At 36.9% G+C, this 18,085-nt stretch carries 15 protein-coding genes and 1 tRNA gene; 10 read left to right on the forward strand and 6 right to left on the reverse strand.

Annotated features, from left to right (window positions below; all coding sequences use genetic code 11):
• Positions 1-83: 83 nt before the first annotated feature.
• The 3 genes from sigC to lipA all read right to left on the reverse strand — a co-directional run bounded on the left by sigC (position 84) and on the right by lipA (position 3,994).
• Positions 84-1,337, reverse strand: coding sequence for an RNA polymerase sigma factor SigC (gene sigC / locus PN497_RS04435; RefSeq protein ID WP_096572160.1), 1,254 nt, complete (start codon positions 1,335-1,337; stop codon positions 84-86).
• A 744-nt stretch (positions 1,338-2,081) separates the two neighbouring features.
• Entirely contained in the window at positions 2,082-3,005 is a 924-nt protein-coding gene (locus PN497_RS04440) for an NAD(P)H-dependent glycerol-3-phosphate dehydrogenase (protein ID WP_096572161.1), read from the reverse strand.
• Between the two features lie 119 nt (positions 3,006-3,124).
• Positions 3,125-3,994, reverse strand: a complete 870-nt coding sequence (gene lipA, locus PN497_RS04445; RefSeq protein ID WP_096572162.1) for a lipoyl synthase — start codon at positions 3,992-3,994, stop codon at positions 3,125-3,127.
• A gap of 125 nt (positions 3,995-4,119) precedes the next feature.
• Here lipA and PN497_RS04450 point away from each other — a divergent pair.
• The 5 genes from PN497_RS04450 to PN497_RS04470 all read left to right on the forward strand — a co-directional run bounded on the left by PN497_RS04450 (position 4,120) and on the right by PN497_RS04470 (position 7,947).
• Positions 4,120-4,193 (forward strand) — tRNA-Pro (locus tag PN497_RS04450).
• Between the two features lie 99 nt (positions 4,194-4,292).
• Complete coding sequence (locus tag PN497_RS04455; protein ID WP_096572163.1) at positions 4,293-5,861, forward strand: class I SAM-dependent DNA methyltransferase; 1,569 nt, start codon at positions 4,293-4,295, stop codon at positions 5,859-5,861.
• A 161-nt stretch (positions 5,862-6,022) separates the two neighbouring features.
• Positions 6,023-6,280, forward strand: coding sequence for a hypothetical protein (locus tag PN497_RS04460; RefSeq protein ID WP_096572871.1), 258 nt, complete (start codon positions 6,023-6,025; stop codon positions 6,278-6,280).
• Positions 6,280-6,696 carry a type II toxin-antitoxin system VapC family toxin gene (locus PN497_RS04465; RefSeq protein ID WP_096572164.1) on the forward strand — a complete coding sequence of 139 codons (417 nt, stop codon included), beginning with the start codon at positions 6,280-6,282 and terminating at the stop codon, positions 6,694-6,696. The genes PN497_RS04460 and PN497_RS04465 overlap by 1 nt, the downstream gene beginning before the upstream one ends.
• Before the next feature lie 18 nt (positions 6,697-6,714).
• Positions 6,715-7,947, forward strand: a complete 1,233-nt coding sequence (locus tag PN497_RS04470) for a restriction endonuclease subunit S (RefSeq protein ID WP_096572165.1) — start codon at positions 6,715-6,717, stop codon at positions 7,945-7,947.
• A 30-nt stretch (positions 7,948-7,977) separates the two neighbouring features.
• Here the strand turns inward: PN497_RS04470 and PN497_RS04475 are convergent, their stop codons facing one another.
• A complete protein-coding gene (locus PN497_RS04475; RefSeq protein WP_096572166.1) occupies positions 7,978-9,186 on the reverse strand; it encodes a DUF6575 domain-containing protein in 1,209 nt (402 codons plus the stop codon).
• A 9-nt stretch (positions 9,187-9,195) separates the two neighbouring features.
• Positions 9,196-9,612, reverse strand: a complete 417-nt coding sequence (locus PN497_RS04480) for a hypothetical protein (protein ID WP_272109703.1) — start codon at positions 9,610-9,612, stop codon at positions 9,196-9,198.
• A gap of 256 nt (positions 9,613-9,868) precedes the next feature.
• Between PN497_RS04480 and hsdR the strand changes: the two genes are divergently transcribed.
• The 4 genes from hsdR (at position 9,869) to mdh (ending at position 14,943) form a co-directional block, all read left to right on the forward strand.
• The gene (gene hsdR / locus PN497_RS04485; protein WP_096572873.1) at positions 9,869-12,382 is read left to right on the forward strand and encodes an EcoAI/FtnUII family type I restriction enzme subunit R; all 2,514 of its coding nucleotides are present in this window, start codon (positions 9,869-9,871) and stop codon (positions 12,380-12,382) included.
• A gap of 374 nt (positions 12,383-12,756) precedes the next feature.
• Positions 12,757-13,269, forward strand: coding sequence for a hypothetical protein (locus tag PN497_RS04490; protein WP_096572167.1), 513 nt, complete (start codon positions 12,757-12,759; stop codon positions 13,267-13,269).
• Positions 13,270-13,390: 121 nt separating this feature from the next.
• On the forward strand, positions 13,391-13,606 hold the full coding sequence (gene ndhO / locus PN497_RS04495) for an NAD(P)H-quinone oxidoreductase subunit O (protein WP_096572168.1): 216 nt from the start codon (positions 13,391-13,393) through the stop codon (positions 13,604-13,606).
• Between the two features lie 353 nt (positions 13,607-13,959).
• On the forward strand, positions 13,960-14,943 hold the full coding sequence (mdh, locus tag PN497_RS04500; protein ID WP_096572169.1) for a malate dehydrogenase: 984 nt from the start codon (positions 13,960-13,962) through the stop codon (positions 14,941-14,943).
• Between the two features lie 121 nt (positions 14,944-15,064).
• Here mdh and PN497_RS04505 read toward each other — a convergent pair whose 3' ends face one another.
• Complete coding sequence (locus PN497_RS04505; RefSeq protein WP_096572170.1) at positions 15,065-16,717, reverse strand: metallophosphoesterase family protein; 1,653 nt, start codon at positions 16,715-16,717, stop codon at positions 15,065-15,067.
• Positions 16,718-17,131: 414 nt separating this feature from the next.
• Here PN497_RS04505 and PN497_RS04510 point away from each other — a divergent pair, with 414 nt between their 5' ends.
• Positions 17,132-17,965: a carbohydrate ABC transporter permease gene (locus tag PN497_RS04510; protein ID WP_096572171.1), complete on the forward strand. Its 834-nt coding sequence runs from the start codon at positions 17,132-17,134 to the stop codon at positions 17,963-17,965.
• Positions 17,966-18,085 lie beyond the last annotated feature (120 nt).

Below are 18,085 nucleotides of genomic sequence, written 5' to 3' on the forward strand. Positions count from 1 at the left end.
GTTTGTTAGTTGTTATTGGGCATGGGGTATGGGGCATTGGGTTATTCATCTTCCCAATCACCAATCACCAATCACCAATCACCCTAACTTAAAGATTCTAAATAGTCGCGGACGAGGTTACGGCGCTTGGGTTGGCGAAGTTTTTGTAAGGCTTTGGATTCTATTTGTCGTACTCTTTCTCGTGAGAGGTCTAAAGCGCGGCCTATTTCGGCTAATGAATAGGGATGTCCATCAGATAAACCAAACCGCATCAGAATCACTTCACGTTCACGGGTGGTTAAATCTGCTAGTAAATGCTGCAAATCTTTATGTAAAGATTCTCGCATTAACATTTCTTCTGGGGTAACGCTATCAGTTTCTAATAAATCTCCTAACTCGGTGTCTTTGTCTTTCCCTACTTTGGTTTCTAGTGAAACAGAACGAGGAACTCGCAACAAAACTTCCCGCACTTGGGTAGGTGTCATATCTAACTCAAGTGCTAAATCTTCTAAAGTAGGTGTACGACCTTTTTCTTGAGCAATTTTCCGTTGTGCTTTTTTGATTTTGTTGAGTTTTTCGGTAATATGAACAGGTAGGCGAATTGTCCGGCTGGAAGTAGCGATCGCTCTGGTTATTCCTTGACGTATCCACCAATAAGCATAGGTACTAAAACGATAACCCTTTGTAGGATCAAATTTCTCTACTGCTCGTTCTAATCCTAAAGTACCTTCTTGTACTAAATCTAATAATTCCAAGCCACGATTTTGATACTTTTTGGCAACAGATACTACAAGGCGCAAGTTAGCCTTGATCATGTGTTCTTTGGCTTGAAGTCCTTGAGATTGAATTTCATCAAGTTCTTCTACTGTCAACTTGGCAATTTCCGCCCAGCGTTTTTTACCTTCTGATAATGTAGGCTTAAGCTCGGATAATTCTATGCCAGCAGTTCTAGCCCATCTTTCTAATGAGGGGCGGTGTCCTAATTCAGATACTAAACGCTCCTGAACTTCTATTAAATTCAGATAAGGGGCAATTACAGCGTCACCTTGTTTTGCTGCGTTAGCAAGCACGATCCGCATCCGCAAATATCGCTGTACTTTTTGAGCTTCGGAAACTTCTTCATCCCGCCCTAACAAACGTACTCGGCCAATTTCTTGAAGGTATAAACGTACTAGGTCTGTACTACGACGGTTGGTATTATTTGCAGCCAAGTTATGAGGATCAACAGCAGCTATTTCTATATCTTGTAGTTCATCTAGGGACAAATCACCCTCATCAATATTGAGATCAGAGTCTAATGTTAGGTTAGACTTTTGGGAATCGTAGGCTGCATCTGTGTGAAAAGATGTTGCGGGCATAATGTCTTAATTGTGAAGGTACTAATAGATTACGGTCAGCTAAAATCGCTAAAATTACGGTCAGATCATCAACTGTTGCTATTGTTCCCGTAATTCACGATGAAATAACACAATTGAATTTTGCAGTACAATTCTTTGCAGAAGGAAGATTGTACTAATTCTGCGGGGCTGTCTGAAAAGTAGGTGGCGAAGGCGAATATAATTCGCTAGTACACAACTCAACTTACCCTACCTAAGCTACAACCAAAATTATTAATGGTATAAAATTAGATTCTTGAACTCACTTAGGGATACACTTTTACCGAATTTTTTGGGTGACTGTAGGTTTTTGATTGAACTCATAGACGTTTCTAGCTACAGCCAGGCTGGAAACACAGTAGCGGTATGTAGAGATGTTCTGGTGGAACTTCTCTAAGGACGAAAGTCTGTATAGCAGTCAAAGCTTCTTGGTACATAGGGAAAGTAAATAAAAAGTACATCAATTGTTGACTTCATTTACCTGCTTTTTGCGGTAATCACTGACTTAGTTAACTGAGATGTTCTAGGAATATTTACGGTTATTTTCATAACTATGTACAATTCTATCCCTAGTAATTTTGCTGTTGATAAACTACATAGTTATATTTACATGATGGGGGAAGTAGTTTCCTGACGATTTAACAATTTCTTTAGTGATTATTTGGTAATTAGCAGATGTGAGTTACGAAATAATGCTTATAGTGGAGCATGGTGCAAGCCATTAATTTATTGGTGATATTCTGGCTTAGTATCTCTTAACATGAGTTCATCTAATGCCTGTTTGGGTGTAACTTGAGTTTCCAATAACCGATAAACCTGCTCAGTAATAGGCATAGTAATATTTTGCTCCTGGGATATTTGCATCAAAACTTGACAAGTGTTTACACCTTCAGCGGTTCCTGGTAAAGAGGCGAGAATTTCTGTCAGCGTTTTTCCACTGGCCAACTGATAGCCGACTTGATAATTACGGCTTAACGGGCTGTTGCAGGTGGCTAACAAATCTCCTAGACCGGATAAACCATAAAAAGTTTCCGTTTTTGCGCCCAAAACTTTACCAATACGAATGATTTCTGTCAAGCCGCGAGTTACTAAAGCTGCTTTGGCATTAGTTCCCAAATGCAAACCATCACAGACACCAGATGCGATCGCCATCACGTTTTTGAGTGTACCACCTAGTTCCACACCTACCGGATCAGAGTTAGTATACACACGAAAACGTCCAGAAGAAAAGACTTGTTGCACGACTTGGGCAGCAGCGGTATTTTTGCTGGCTACTACGGTAGCGGCGGGTAAACCCTGAGAAATTTCTTCAGATAAATTAGGACCTGAAAGGACAACTACGGAATGATCAGGAAATTCGGTTTGCCAAATTTGGGAAGGTGTACGGGTTGTTTTCGCATCTAAACCTTTGGTAGCGGTGACAAATATTGTCTGTGGAGATATTTGACAAGATTTAACCGATAACGCTACATCCTGTACACCTTTCATAGATATAGCACAGAGGACTATTTCGGCATTTTTAACAACATCCTCTAAGGAAAGATCACCCTGGCGTGACCATAAACGCACCTGATGATCATTTGCACGTGCTAAATTTGCCAGGGTTGTACCCCAAGCACCTGCACCTAAAATAGCGATCGTTTTGGTCATTGGTAATGGGTAATGGATAATGGGTAATTGGTAATTAGTAATTGGGGAAGAAGGGAACAGGGAACAGGGAAAGAATTTTCTCCCCAGTCACCAGTCACCAGTCACCAGTCACCAGTCCCCTATCTGGGATAACGTTTCATTAATTCCCTGACTTGTTCAGCATGATAGGAGCTTCTTGTCAAGGGGGAAGAAACAACTTGTAAAAATCCGATTTCTTCACCATAAGCTTGCCAAGCTGCAAATTGTTCAGGAGTAATAAAATCAGTAACTTGCAGATGTTTTTGACTGGGTTGGAGGTATTGCCCAATGGTCAAAATATCACATTTTACTGATCGTAAATCTTGCATGACTTGGCGAACTTCGGCATCTGTTTCACCTAAGCCGACCATGATACCAGATTTGGTGTAAGTGCTAGGGCAAATTTGGTGAGTACGTTCTAACAGAACCATCGTTCTTTGATAGTCACCTTGGGGACGTACTCGACGATACAAACGTCGGACGGTTTCTGTATTATGGTTTGTGACTTCTGGTTTAGCCTGGAGTATGATTTCTAGTGCATCCCAGTTTCCGCATAAATCAGGAATTAGCACTTCAATAGTAGTTTTGGGTGATACTTCACGAACTGCGTTAATACACTTAACAAACTGGGACGCACCACCATCTACTAAATCATCTCTGTTCACGGAAGTAATCACGACGTGATTTAGCTGCATTCTGCGAACAGCCTCCGCGAGTCTTGCGGGTTCGGTGGGATCTAAGGGTTTGGGTTTTTTCTCAAAGTCAATATCACAGTAAGGACAAGCTCTGGTACAGGCTGGACCCATAATTAAAAATGTAGCAGTTCCAGCGTTGAAACATTCGCCAATGTTGGGACAGGATGCTTCTTCACAAACTGTATTCAGGGCTAAATCCCGTAAAATTTCTTTAACGTTACCAACGCGCTCCCACTGCGGTGCTTTTACCCGCAACCAGTCTGGTTTTACAGTCACAATCCGCTTTGTTTACTGAAGTTATACAACTATAATCCTAGCAAGCAAAGTCCTTTATAAAATATTTTGTTTTTTTATTTTGCTATGGTTATGATATACTAGTCTTGATAAGCATATTTTTTTTACGGGATGTAGCGCAGCTTGGTAGCGCACTTCGTTCGGGACGAAGGGGCCGCTGGTTCGAATCCAGTCATCCCGATTTTTTTATCATGTATAATTTTTTGCTAACTTGCCTGATCAGTTTTGGTGTAATATTTTAAGCTAAACCATTAATATTAAAAATCCTACAGTACAGTAAATGTTTGAGCAAACTTTTAAAAATATTGATGATGTTCTCTGGAAAGAGGCCGGGTGTACTACAGAGTTAGATTACACTGAACAAACTTCATGGTTATTATTTTTGAAGTATTTGGATGATTTAGAACAGGAACGATTTAAAAAAGCGGAATTAAGTAGCGAATCCTATACATTTATTATTGATGAAAAACATCGTTGGTCTGTTTGGGCAGCACCAAAAAATGAAAAGGGTAAGTTAGATCATGATCATGCCTTGACTGGGGATGATTTAATCAATTATGTAAATGGTGAATTATTTCCCTATTTAAGAAGTTTTAAAGAACGATCTAGCAGTTCAGATACCATAGAATATAAGATTGGGGAAATTTTTGGCGAGATAAAAAATAAGTTTCAAAGTGGTTATAGTTTGCGGGATGCGTTGGAATTTATTGATGAATTAAGATTTAGATCCCAGCAGGAAAAACATGAGTTATCCCATCTCTATGAAGCGAAAATCAGAAATATGGGAAATGCGGGGCGTAATGGTGGAGAATATTATACACCACGTCCTTTAATTCGGGCAATAATTCAGGTGATCAAGCCGAAAATCGGTGAAAAAATTTATGATGGTGCTTGTGGTTCGGCGGGTTTTTTATGTGAAAGTTATGATTATTTAAGACAGGGTTTCGGCTTCGCTCAACCCAGGGGTAATTTAACTACTAAACAACTGGAAATACTGCAAAAAAATACTTTTACAGGGAAAGAAAAGAAAAGTTTAGCTTATGTTATTGGCATCATGAATATGATTTTACATGGGATTGATGCCCCGAATATTATTCATACTAATACTTTAACAGAAAATCTCAGCGATGTTCAAGATAAAGAGCGTTTTGATGTGATTTTAGCTAATCCGCCGTTTGGGGGGAAGGAACGGAAGGAAGTACAGAACAATTTTAATATTAAAACTGGAGAAACGGCGTTTTTATTTTTGCAGCATTTTATCAAAATGTTGAAGGTTGGTGGTAGGGCAGCGATAGTTATTAAAAATACTTTTCTTTCTAATTCTGATAATGCTTCCCGTGCTTTGCGTCAAGAGCTTTTGAGTAGTTGTAATTTGCATACTATTTTAGATTGTCCTGGGGGGACTTTTATCGGGGCGGGGGTGAAAACTGTAGTTTTATTTTTTGAGAAAGTTCCCTTCGACTCCGCTCAGGGAACGCCTTTAGACGCTATTCAGACTACACCGATTTTTAATCAAGGTAAGTCTATAAATGAACAAATGGCGACTAAAAAGATTTGGTATTATCAATTAGATCCGGGGCGAAGTTTGGGGAAAACTAATCCTTTAAATGATGATGATTTACGGGAGTTTGTGGAGTTACAAGCTACTTTTGCAGAGTCGGAAAAGTCTTGGTTTGTGGATGTTGCTGATATTGATCAGGAGTCGTTTGATTTATCAGTGAAGAATCCCACTAAGGGGGAAGAAGTGATGTTAAGAGAACCCCAGGATATTTTAGATGAAATTACAGTTTTGGATCTGGAAAGTGCGGAGATTTTAGCTAGTATTTTACAATTGACAGTTGAAAAGTGATATACTGTGTTAGGTAAATTTTTGATGTCATTGTTTAAGCATTGGTTAGACAAATGAGGTAGGCAAAAAATTTGACTGTGGCATGGACAGGAGCTACAATTAGATTAAATCCTGTAATCTTTCCCGTAATCTTTGTCAAAGTTTTCTATATAACTAATATTATGACTCTCAAAGAACGACTGCTCCAGGAAATTGAATATGCACCAGAAACCTTGCTTCAATCCTGTTTAGAATTTATTCTCTCAAAAAAGAACGGATCTGATTTTCCATCTCCAAACGAGGCGAAAAAATCAGATAAACCTCTTTGGGAAATTGCTGATGATATTATTGCCACTATTCCCGAAGAATCTTTTGATCTTCTTCCTAATGATGCGGCGGCTAATCTTGATCACTATCTCTATGGTACTCCACAGGAATAATGCAAACTTTCTTTGCCGATACTTTTTACTGGGTTGCTCTCATTCATGCTAAAGATCAATGGCATAAAAAGGTACGCTCCTATAGTACATCAACCAAGGATTATTCTCTGGTAACAACTGATTTAGTATTAGTTGAATATCTAAATTTTTTTGGTAAAAGTGATCCATACCTGAAACAAGGTGTGGTGAATTTTTATCAACAAATCCAAGCTGCGCCCAATGTTGAGATTATTGCTGTAGATTCATCCCTCATAGAATCAGGTGTAAAACTCTATGCCAACCGATTAGATAAAGGTTATAGTCTGACTGATTGTATTTCAATGATTGTCATGCAGCAATTAGGTATTTCTGAAATTCTTACTCATGATAAACATTTTACCCAAGAAGGTTTTACTATTGTTTTTCAGGACAGTTGATAGTTAACAGGGGAATATATGCAGTTGACAGTTGGTAGTGGACAGTTGCCAAAGGGATGGGAGGTTAAAAAACTTGGTGAAATTTGTGAAATAGAAAAGAATCAGGGTATTTATAATAATTTACCTTATGTTGGTATGGAAAATATTGAATCTAATACTGCTAGATTTATTGGATCATATCAACCACAAACTGTAAAAAGTTCAACATTTAGATTCAATCCTAATCATATCTTATATGGAAGACTTAGACCATATCTAAATAAAGTATTAGCACCAAATTTTGAAGGACATTGCTCAACTGAAATTTTCCCAATTAAACCTAGTGAATGTCTCAGCAAAAATTTTCTTCTATATTGGTTATTAATGGATTCAACTGTAAACAATATCAATAAAACTTGCACTGGCGCAAGGATGCCTAGAGCAAATATGACTGCTGTATTTGAATTTGATTTTCCAGTTCCCCCACTTCCAGAACAAAAGAGAATTGTAGCAATATTGGATGAAGCATTTGAGGGGATTGATAGAGCAATAAGCAACACAGAAAAAAACCTCAGCAATGCACGGGAACTATTTGAAAGTTATCTAAATTTCAAACTATTTGCAGTAGCTTCCAATAAACCAACGCAAACCTTATCATGTATTACCGACTTGATTATTGACTGTGAGCATAAAACTGCACCGACTCAAGAAACAGGAATACCTTCGATCCGCACTCCAAATATTGGTAAGGGTTATCTGATTTTTGATAATGTTAATCGTGTTTCAGAAGAAACATATAAGATGTGGACAAGACGTGGTAAACCAGAACCAGGAGATTTAATTTTGGCACGAGAAGCACCCGCAGGAAATGTTGGTGTTATTCCTGAAGGATACAAAGTTTGCTTAGGACAAAGAACTGTACTAATACGACCAAATAAAAAGAGTGTAGATTCTGAATATTTAGCTTTTTTATTACTGCATCCACTCATGCAGAAACGACTTTTGGCTAAATCTACAGGGGCAACAGTTCAGCACGTAAATATGAAAGATATTCGTGAACTTGCAATAAGTGAATTACCACCAATTCAGACACAAAGAGACTGTATACAAGATTTAAAACAGTTAGAGTCACAATCTAATCGCCTTGAAAATATCTACCGCCAAAAAATCGCCGCATTAAAAGAACTAAAACAAAGCATCTTACAAAAAGCCTTTACAGGAGAATTAACAGTAGATAAAGGAGAACTCGCTAAGGAGGAAATTGCAGCATGAGAGATTATTTAACGCAATAACGTAATCATCTCAAGCTTGTGTATTTTCTGATTCTGCCTCTAACTTTAAACTTAATAATTCATACTCGTGCTTTTCCTTATTAAGAACAGTAGAGACAATTGCATACTCTTGAATAGTTGCCACATAAACTGAATCTTCTTCAATAGATTTTACATCTTTAATAGCAGAATCAGCTATAGAACATTTATATTTTTTGCGAGAACCTACCTCTTGTAAAGTAGTGGTTCTAGTATTGTAATTAATCTGAGTTAATTTCACCTTGACACAAATTTCTGTTTCTGCTCTTAGTTTAGTATTGTTAATGACATCAATCACCTTAGATATAGTTTCTTGCTCTATTTCTCCCACTTGTACCTTTTGACCAGGGGAAGCCCAATTTATGTGTAATTTACTGATACCAATTCTGGTTAAAGCTATTAAAAACTCAGTATATTTAAAGGCAGTTTTCTTTTTGAGAATATTTAGTTTAGCTGGTAATTCTTCTGAATTTGCTCCTAAATTTATTAGTTGTATAAATTCTTTGAAACATTGTCCCAAAAAAGATTCTCCTAAACCTAAACTATCTTCCTCATACACAGTACCTTCTAGACGTATTCCAAATGATCCGCTAAATACACCGGACATGACAACTTGAGTCTTTTGCTTGATCTCAAATGGTATGATATGACTTTCTGATTTTCCTGACTTTATTTGTCCTATCGCATCAATTGTTTCTTGCAATGAAGATAAAATTAAACCCAGATCGCCCACAGGAGCTTCCTGAATATCTTTATCTGGAAATTTTAAAACAAAATCTAAAATTTCTCTTCTTTTCTGCGTAGAAACTACTTCAATATTTTCAATATTCTGAAATTCAGATTGAATAAATTGTCCTAATTCTGGTAAATAATCATCTGGTATTTGATTACATTCAATATTTTTAACAATCACATTTATTTCATCTTCATAAGGAATTTCTACTTGATAGACAAAAGCATCTTCTGTCTCAGCAAATATATGTCTAAGCTCCACGTCACCTTTAATTACACTCTGAAAACGAGATGAAGATACAGGAGCATATAGCCATATTTCAGCAAAATCTGAACTATCTACACAAACTACAATAAAAGTTAATCCTGATTTATTTTTGCAGGAAAACAATACAGGTTTATCATAAAAGTCATAAACTTCTATGATTTCAAGTTGTCCTAATATTGTCCTTTCCGGCAAAAAACTCATGGCTATAAATTATGTGTTAGTAGAATCTTCTTTATTTATATCAATTAATTCAAAAAATTGATCAGGTGCAGTATTCTCAGGTATCCACCAAGTATGATGGGATTTTTCATTTCTTGATGGAGTCGGTTGGATTTGTCCTAGTTTTTCATTCAAAACTCCCCTAGCAATTTTCCTATTCTTAAAACTCGGAATACGACGAGAGAGATTTTTAGCATCATCTAAACATGAATGAACCGACACTCCACAAGCTTGACACTCAGATAGACCCGAAGGACATTCCTTATTTGGATTTTCTTGCCGCCAAGATAAAAAATCTTCTGGTAGGGGTTTTGGATGTGCCTTTTTAATAAATCTGTAAAATTCTCCTGATGCAGTATTGGATTCTGATGGAGGACATTGATCCGGGAAGTTTTTTGAATATATCATCCTTTCGTTTTCAAGTATGATAACAAGTTTTTTTATAATTTATTTACTAGACTGACTACCATGAATCTACCATAAAGTGACATATAATATCTATAAAATTTTGAACAATTTATTTTTGCTTATAAATAATTAATAAGATTCTAGGATTTAAAATTAATATTTATTATTACTGAGGTTATATTCGTGTATAAATAGGTTTTAATAGAAAGTCAGATTTTGGATATGAGCCATCATGAACGAAGCCGAAACCTCTAAGTTGAGCGAAGCCGAAACTCGCGCCGAATTAATTGACCCCGCCCTTACTGCTGCTGGTTGGGGAGTAATTGAAAATAGCCGCATCCGTCGTGAAGTCATCGCCCCTGGTCGTTTAATTGGCAACGGTAAACGGGCTAAAGCAGACATCGCTGATTATGTATTAGTTTATCGTGGTGAAAAACTCGCAGTTATTGAAGCTAAAAAACGCGATTTACCCGATACAGAAGGTCTAGCACAGGCGAAAAAATACGCCGAAAAATTAAAAACTCGCTTTGCATATTCTACCAATGGTGTGGGCATTTACCAAGTAGATATGCACACCGGAAAAGAAGGTTATATCAACAAATATCCCACACCCGATGAACTATGGAAATCCACCTGGCGGTTGAGCGAAGTCGAAACCAGCGAAGTCGAAACCAGCGAAGTCGAAACCAGCGAAGTCGAAACCAGCGAAGTCGAAACCAGCGATTTCCCTTCGACTCCGCTCAGGGAACAAGAACAAGAATGGCGTGATTCTCTTTCAGCGATACTTCGTGAACGCTTTGCAACTATTCCCTTTGAAGATAAAAGCGGTACATGGGAGGCTCGATACTATCAACATAATGCCATCAAATATGTATTAGAGGCGATCGCTCAAGGACAAAACCGAATTTTATTAACCATGGCCACTGGTACAGGTAAAACTTTTATCGCTTTCCAACTGGCCTGGAAACTCTTCCAAAGCCGATGGAACTTGAACTATAACCCCACACTTCGACTTACTTCGACTTCGCTCAGTACAAGTCGCTCAGTGACCACACGCCGCCCTAGAATACTATTTTTAGCAGATCGTAATATTCTCGCAGACCAAGCCTTTAACGCCTTTTCTACCTTTGCTGATGATGCTTTAGTTCGCATAGATCCCGAAACCATTAAAAAACGGGGTCGAGTTCCCAAAAATGGCAGCATTTTTTTTACAATTTTCCAAACTTTCATGACAGGAAAGGATGAAGAAGGTAAACCCACCCCCAAATTTAACGACTATCCCCCCAACTTTTTCGACTTTATTATTATTGATGAATGTCACCGAGGGGGAGCAAGTGACGAAAGCACCTGGCGAGGAATTTTAGAATACTTTTCCCCTGCGGTACAACTAGGACTTACTGCTACACCCAAACGCAAAAATAATGCTGATACTTACGCTTATTTCGGCGAACCAGTTTATACTTATGCTTTAAAAGATGGTATTAATGATGGGTTTTTAACTCCCTTTAAAGTCAGGGAAATAGAAACTAGTTTAGATGAATATATTTACAGTCCTGATGATGATGTCATAGAAGGGGCGATAGATGATGAAAAAACCTATACAGAAACAGACTTTAACCGCATTATTGAAATTGAAGAACGGGAACGCTACCGAGTGCAATTGTTCATGGAGGAAATAGATCAAAATCAAAAAACTCTAGTATTTTGTGCTAACCAAGATCATGCCCTAGCGGTAAGAAATTTAATCAATCAAATCAAGATTAGTCATAATCCTAATTATTGCCACAGAGTGACAGCTAATGATGGAAAATTAGGAGAACAACACCTGAAGAATTTTCAAGATAATGAAAAAAATATTCCTACTATTTTAACAACTTCTCAAAAACTTTCTACCGGAGTTGACGCTCGCAATGTGCGGAATATAGTTTTAATGCGTCCTATTAATTCCATGATTGAATTTAAACAAATTATCGGTCGTGGTACTCGGTTATATGATGGTAAGGATTATTTTACTATTTATGATTTTGTCAAAGCTTATGAACATTTTAACGATCCAGAATGGGATGGTGAACCCCAAGAACCTGTAAAAGTTACCAACAGAAAAGCACGGGAATTATCACCAAATACAGATAAGAATACCACAAAAGAAAGAACCGAAAAAACAGAAGATACCACACCTAAAATAATTAAAGTTAAATTAGGAGATGGTAAGGAAAGAACTATTCAACATCAAATATCTACCAGCTTTTGGAGTGTAGACGGTAAACCCATAACGTCCGCAGAATTTATAGAAAGGCTTTTTGGTGAAATTCCCGAATTGTTTAAAAATGAAAATGAATTAAGAACTATTTGGAGTCGTCCAGATACTCGAAAAGCACTGTTAGAAGGATTATCAGAAAAAGGTTATGATGCAGAACAATTAACAGTAATTAGCCGTTTAATTAATGCGGAAAAAAGTGATTTATATGATGTATTAGCTTATATTGCTTATGCTGCTGTACCTATTAGCCGTCGGGAAAGGGTTTTAGCTCATAAATCGTTAATTTTCTCTAAATATGTAGGTAAACAACAAGAATTTCTTGATTTTGTCTTGGATCAATATATTAAAGATGGAGTAGAAGAACTGGATCGATCTAAGTTACCCCAATTATTAGAGTTGAAATACCATACTATTCATGATGCTATTAAAGAATTAGGTAGCGTTGCTAATATCAGTGAAGTATTTATCGGGTTTCAGCAGTATTTGTATTCACAGGATATAGCAGCTTAATTGTCGCAATCTATCAAATTAAGCTTCCAAATGACGATTATAAACACCAAGAGTATCTGCTACTGCCTTATTTATTTGAGATTTAATAGTGAGGTTGGGTGATTTAGCAAGCCACTGGATGAGATGAAATTTCAGTTTTGCCTTGATTTGCGACATACAATATGCAAAATAGGCAAATTGGTCTGTGGTAGAGATAAATAGGCTATACTCCTTACATAGTAAAGGTTTCAGCTATTAAATTCTATTGCGACATGAGTTGCGAAAAGCGACATTTAATTTGCGAACGTACACATATAATACTCGGTTTATTAATGTTTTGTAAGAAATCGCACTTTGGGCTAAAATTTACCTTAGCTTATCATTATAATATATATATGGATAAAATTCAAGTAGAAATCAAAGAACTCAACTCACAAATTCAAGCTCTCCTAAGAGAAAGGGCTGCATTAACTCAAAATAGTATAGAATCTAGTGAAAATAATACAAATTTGGCAATAGTTGAAGCTTATCGCCGTCAAGCTAGGGAAAATCCCAAAATTGCGGCAGAAATTCAAGGTATAGATAATGCGATCGCTTTTTTAGAAAAACAAAAACAACAAAAACAAGCTCAGTTAAATGGTTCACTAACTTTTTCTAAACGTCTTGCTCAACAACAACAAGAATTAGAAGCAGCGAAAAAAGTAGCCGAAATTCACGCCCAAAGGGTAAATGAACTCGCACAAGAACTAGCAGAAGAAATTAAACTACTCAAAGCTTGTGCTGATGAACTTAGCCCCATGTATTGGCAAGTGTACTATAAACCGTTCATTACCGGATTCAAAACCATTTCAGTTCCCCATGTTCGTTCTGATGGAGAAGTATGGACAATTGTCAACCGTATTGTTTAGGTATTTGATACCTTGCGTGTATCTGGGTTTCTGCTCTTTTTTAACTCAAGAAAATCTGCCTTTGATCTTCCCACAAGATAAAATTTTTAGTAAAAGCGTTGATGAATCGTCAGAGGAACTCATGGCTGTAAAAAAAGGAAATATGGTTCGTGCTGTGCGCGAGAAGTTGGAAAATAGTGTAGAAGCAAAAGCTAGTGATACTCGCTTTCCCTCCTATTTATTTGATAGTCCAGGGGAAATAGTAGATATTAAAGGTGATTACGCTTTGGTGAAGTTCGGAAAAGTACCAACTCCCAATATTTGGTTAAAATTAGAACAATTGGAAGAGTTTGCATAACAAAGGTTGTGCTTTAGTGTACAATTCCCGCAAGGAACTTAAGTTCCTTGCTAATAGCTGAAGTCATCTAAAGATGACTAAATAATTGGGAGTTTCCCAAATTTGTAAATTTATTTCTATCCAAGGAAATAAAATAATCCAAGGAACTGGATATGATTGAACCGCAAAGGGCGCAAAGGACACAAAGGTAAGAGAATTTAAGAGATTTTTTGGTTTTGCTGCGGTGATTTTTTTCCAAATTGGGATGTTTCCAATTAAATTTCTAACTTAATTTCTCACTTCAGTGGATATCAATATTTACTAATCTACTCTACTATTAGTCAGGAATTGCAATTGTCAAGAAAATATTTCTTATGTCTGATTTACTTTCTTCCCCTGTTTCCTGTAAATCTCCCCGTGTAACTATTGTGGGTGCGGGTAGAGTTGGTAGCACTTTAGCCCAACGCATCGCGGAGAAAAATTTGGCCGATGTAGTATTGTTAGATATTGTCGAAGGAATGCCCCAAGGTTTAGCTTTAGATTTGTTAGAAGCGAGGGGATTAGAATTACATAATCGGCAAATTAGCGGTACTAATAATTATGCAGATACGGCTAATTCTAATATTGTTGTCATTACCGCTGGTTTTCCTCGTAAACCGGGAATGAGTAGGGATGATTTGCTAAAAATCAATGCCAAAATTGTGGTTGAAGCGGCAAAAAATGCGATCGCCCATTCTCCCCATGCTATTTTTATTGTCGTCACAAATCCTTTAGATGTGATGACTTATTTAACTTGGCAAGTTACAGGTTTACCCAGAAATCAAATCATGGGAATGGCTGGAGTTTTAGACTCAGCAAGATTTGAAACTTTCATTGCTTTAGAATTAGGGGTTTTACCTGCGGATGTCAAAGCAATGGTTTTAGGAAGTCACGGTGATTTAATGGTTCCTTTAGCCCGTTATGCTACTGTTAATGGTATTCCGATTACAGAATTATTAGATGCAGAAAAAATTGAACAGTTAGTACAAAGAACCCGCAACGGGGGCGCAGAAATTGTGGAATTAATGCACACAGGCGGCGCGTTTTTTGCTCCTGCTTCTGCCACTTCTTTGATGATAGAATCCATTTTATTAAATCAGTCTCGCTTATTACCAGTTGCAGCTTATTTACAAGGTGAATATGGTTTAAATGATGTAGTGATTGGTGTTCCTTGTCGTTTAGGATGTGGTGGAGTCGAGAGTATTTTAGAATTGACTCTCAACGATACAGAAAAAGCAGCTTTACAAACTTCGGCTAATTCTGTAAGTAATAATATCAAAAGAGCGCAAGAAATTTTATCTAATATAGGTGACTGGTGACTTGTGACTGGTGACTGGTGACTGGTGATTGGTGACTAGTGACTGGTGACTGGTGACTGGTGACTGGGTAATAAATTTGATGTTTCCCTATCAACTATCAACTATCAACTATCAACTATTATCAATTACCAATCACAAATTGATCAAATTTTACAACTTGCGAATCAGGTTTTTTGGTATTAAAGCGATAACTACTAATAGTACCTGTTCCCGTGTCGAAAATGCTGAAAACTGTAATCTCATTACTAGCAATATAAGGTAAAGGTTGACCATCTTCTCCTAATAATGGAGAAATCGTTGGTATAACTGGTTCTAAACCATTAGGATCACCAATTCTAGTATAATTATCTTCTGAATAATTTACAGGAATATATCGCTTTCTTTCACCCCAAGCAGCACCATAGGAATTACCAACATTAGAAGTTTCTAAAAAGTGCATTCCACTAGAACTAACAAACCTATTCCATAAATGGGAATGTCCATAAAATACTAACTGCACTTTAGCAGCTTCTAATAAAGGAATCACATCACGAATAATGTAATCTGCATTTTTGGGATATTCGTAATTTACAGATTTAATATTTCCTGTTTGATCTTTTTCAATAATCTGTAAAGGATTAGTGTAAGCTGGAACAATATTATCACCCAACGTATGAGGAGGATGATGGAACATAACCACCTTATATTTTGCCTGTTGAAATTCAGGACTTTTTAATTCTTCCTGCAACCAATTATATTGATCACTTCCTTTAAAACTAGGTTCAAAAATTAACTGTCCATAACCCCAATTTTCAGGATTATTCAAATCTGTTTCTGGTTCTATATATCTACCTTTTCTCTCTGAATTTAATTGAGGATGTCGCCACATATTAGTAATATACAAAACCACCAAACGGACATTACCAAAAGTCACAGCGTAATAGGTTTTTCCTCCTGATTTAGTTTCAGGTAAAGTAAAAATTTCCTCGTAAGTGATAGTATTAAAAGAATTATCTATTAAAGATTTTTGACCATACAAATTTTCAGCTACTTCACGGGGAACAGTATCATTAAATTCATCATTTAAACTCTTTTTTCTCTGATATCTTCCCATGACTTCATGATTACCAATACAAGGAAATATAGGGGCATTTTGAATAATTTTCCCACCAGTGTAAGTAACCTTGACACCATCATGAGATTCCATTGTATAATTACCACGACCTTGTAAACCTGGAAATAAAGCATTTCCGCGATTATCATCAAACCATTCAGAAGCACGATCTGGAACATTAATTAAATCTCCAGCAAACCATACACCGTCAACTCTCCCCACAGTTTCCACAACTTTTTGTAAATTTGCTGCTGTCATTGGTTTTAATTGATGATCAGATGTGAGGAGAACTTTTAACGGTGTACCGGGTTTTGGAGTAGATGCAAGAGTAAAAACCTCACTATTAACCTTTTTCCCATCTTCTCGTATACTGGTGACAAAATAGGGAACTCGTAGATTAGGAGTTAAACCAGTAACTTCAGCTTCATGTCGCCAAATATCTCTTTTTACAGGTTGTTCATAAACTTGCCCATTTGCCTTTTGAACTGCTACTCTTGACTCTTGATCTTCCCGAACACGACTAAGTTTAGTAGTTTTTGCAATTGAATTTCTATCAAATTTATCACCGTAAACAACCAAATGTTTATCACCGGCAAACTCAGTAAACCAAACTACACGCACAGAATTTTCTGTTGGTAGTTGTAAAAATGGATCTGTTAATAGTTGTGGTGGTGATATCATAGTTGCTTGTCCCAAATAACTTACACTTACTACCGTCAAACATATTACCAGAAAAAGTACAATATTTAGGGTATTCTTCATATGCTTAGTCCAAAAACTGAACTCCTACCTTCAACCCGAAAGAAGACTTCTTTTCTTCCTTTGTGTACTTTGCGTACTTTGCGGTTAGTTTAATCAATATCAAAAGCAGCATAACAGATAAGTAGTCGTGCAAAATAAATTTTATATTTGGGAGAGGGAACAGGTAACAGGTAACAGGTAACAGGTAACAGGTAACAGGTAACAGGTAACAGGTAACAGGTAACAGGTAACAGATAAGGAATACAGGTATTTTTGTTTGTTCCAAAAATGTTAAATTAATTTTGCCCAGGTACTTAATTCTTATTACTTTGCGTCTTTGAGTGAGACAAAAATATGAACATCCAAAAATCAAACCGACAAATCTTCATCATATACGGATTATTGACAGCGATCGCACTCCTCACCCTGTTTCCCTTATTATGGCTCATTAGTACAGCCTTAAAATCACCCACCGAAAATCTTTTACAGTCTCCACCCCAGTTATTACCCATTCAACCGACTTTAAATAATTTCTCTCGTGTTTGGCAATCTTTACCTTTTGGGCAATATTTATATAATAGTATTTTGGTGTCTGTATTGACTGTAATTTTGAATTTAATGTTTTGTTCTTTAGCCGCTTATCCTTTAGCCAGATTATCATTTTTAGGACGGAATGGAATTTTTATTGCGATTGTTTCTACAATTATGATTCCCTTTCAAATAGTCATGATTCCCTTATATATTTTGACAGTGCAGTTAGGGTTAACAAATAGTTATTTAGGAATGATTTTTCCCAGTTTAGCTTCTGCTTTTGGCATTTTTTTATTAAGACAAGCTTTTATGGGAGTGCCTAAAGAAATAGAAGAAGCCGCCCGCATGGATGGTAGTTCTGAGTTAGGATTATGGTGGTTTGTGATGTTACCCGCTATTCAACCAGCACTAATAACTCTGGCTATTTTTGTATTTATTGGTGCTTGGAGTGACTTTTTATGGCCGTTAATTGTTATCCAAGATGAGAGTTTATATACTTTACCCTTGGGAGTGGCTAAATTAGCAGGTACATTTTCTTTAGATTGGCGATTAGTAGCAGCTGGATCTGTAATTTCAATTGCTCCAGTTTTGCTGTTATTTCTCTTTTTACAAAGGTTTATTGTCCCCACAGATACAGGTAGCGGTGTTAAAGGATAATTGCAATTCAAAAGTCAAAGTGTAAAAATTCAGGAGTCGTAGGGGCGAAGTAGGGGCGAAGTAGGGGCGAAGTAGGGGCGAAGTAGGGGCGAAGCATTCGGAAAATAACCTGTGATCAAA

The sequence above is a fragment of the Sphaerospermopsis kisseleviana CS-549 genome (assembly GCF_028329225.1).
GTDB classification, from domain to species: domain Bacteria; phylum Cyanobacteriota; class Cyanobacteriia; order Cyanobacteriales; family Nostocaceae; genus Sphaerospermopsis; species Sphaerospermopsis kisseleviana.

What these genes read in the sequence shown, in the direction of transcription:
- sigC (WP_096572160.1), bottom strand. Translation starts at nt 1,337, where the DNA reads ATGCCCGCAACATCTTTTCACACAGATGCAGCCTACGATTCCCAAAAG.
- PN497_RS04440 (WP_096572161.1), bottom strand. Translation starts at nt 3,005, where the DNA reads ATGACCAAAACGATCGCTATTTTAGGTGCAGGTGCTTGGGGTACAACC.
- PN497_RS04455 (WP_096572163.1), top strand. Translation starts at nt 4,293, where the DNA reads ATGTTTGAGCAAACTTTTAAAAATATTGATGATGTTCTCTGGAAAGAG.
- PN497_RS04460 (WP_096572871.1), top strand. Translation starts at nt 6,023, where the DNA reads ATGACTCTCAAAGAACGACTGCTCCAGGAAATTGAATATGCACCAGAA.
- PN497_RS04465 (WP_096572164.1), top strand. Translation starts at nt 6,280, where the DNA reads ATGCAAACTTTCTTTGCCGATACTTTTTACTGGGTTGCTCTCATTCAT.
- PN497_RS04470 (WP_096572165.1), top strand. Translation starts at nt 6,715, where the DNA reads ATGCAGTTGACAGTTGGTAGTGGACAGTTGCCAAAGGGATGGGAGGTT.
- PN497_RS04475 (WP_096572166.1), bottom strand. Translation starts at nt 9,186, where the DNA reads ATGAGTTTTTTGCCGGAAAGGACAATATTAGGACAACTTGAAATCATA.
- PN497_RS04480 (WP_272109703.1), bottom strand. Translation starts at nt 9,612, where the DNA reads ATGATATATTCAAAAAACTTCCCGGATCAATGTCCTCCATCAGAATCC.
- PN497_RS04490 (WP_096572167.1), top strand. Translation starts at nt 12,757, where the DNA reads ATGGATAAAATTCAAGTAGAAATCAAAGAACTCAACTCACAAATTCAA.
- ndhO (WP_096572168.1), top strand. Translation starts at nt 13,391, where the DNA reads ATGGCTGTAAAAAAAGGAAATATGGTTCGTGCTGTGCGCGAGAAGTTG.
- mdh (WP_096572169.1), top strand. Translation starts at nt 13,960, where the DNA reads ATGTCTGATTTACTTTCTTCCCCTGTTTCCTGTAAATCTCCCCGTGTA.
- PN497_RS04505 (WP_096572170.1), bottom strand. Translation starts at nt 16,717, where the DNA reads ATGATATCACCACCACAACTATTAACAGATCCATTTTTACAACTACCA.
- PN497_RS04510 (WP_096572171.1), top strand. Translation starts at nt 17,132, where the DNA reads ATGAACATCCAAAAATCAAACCGACAAATCTTCATCATATACGGATTA.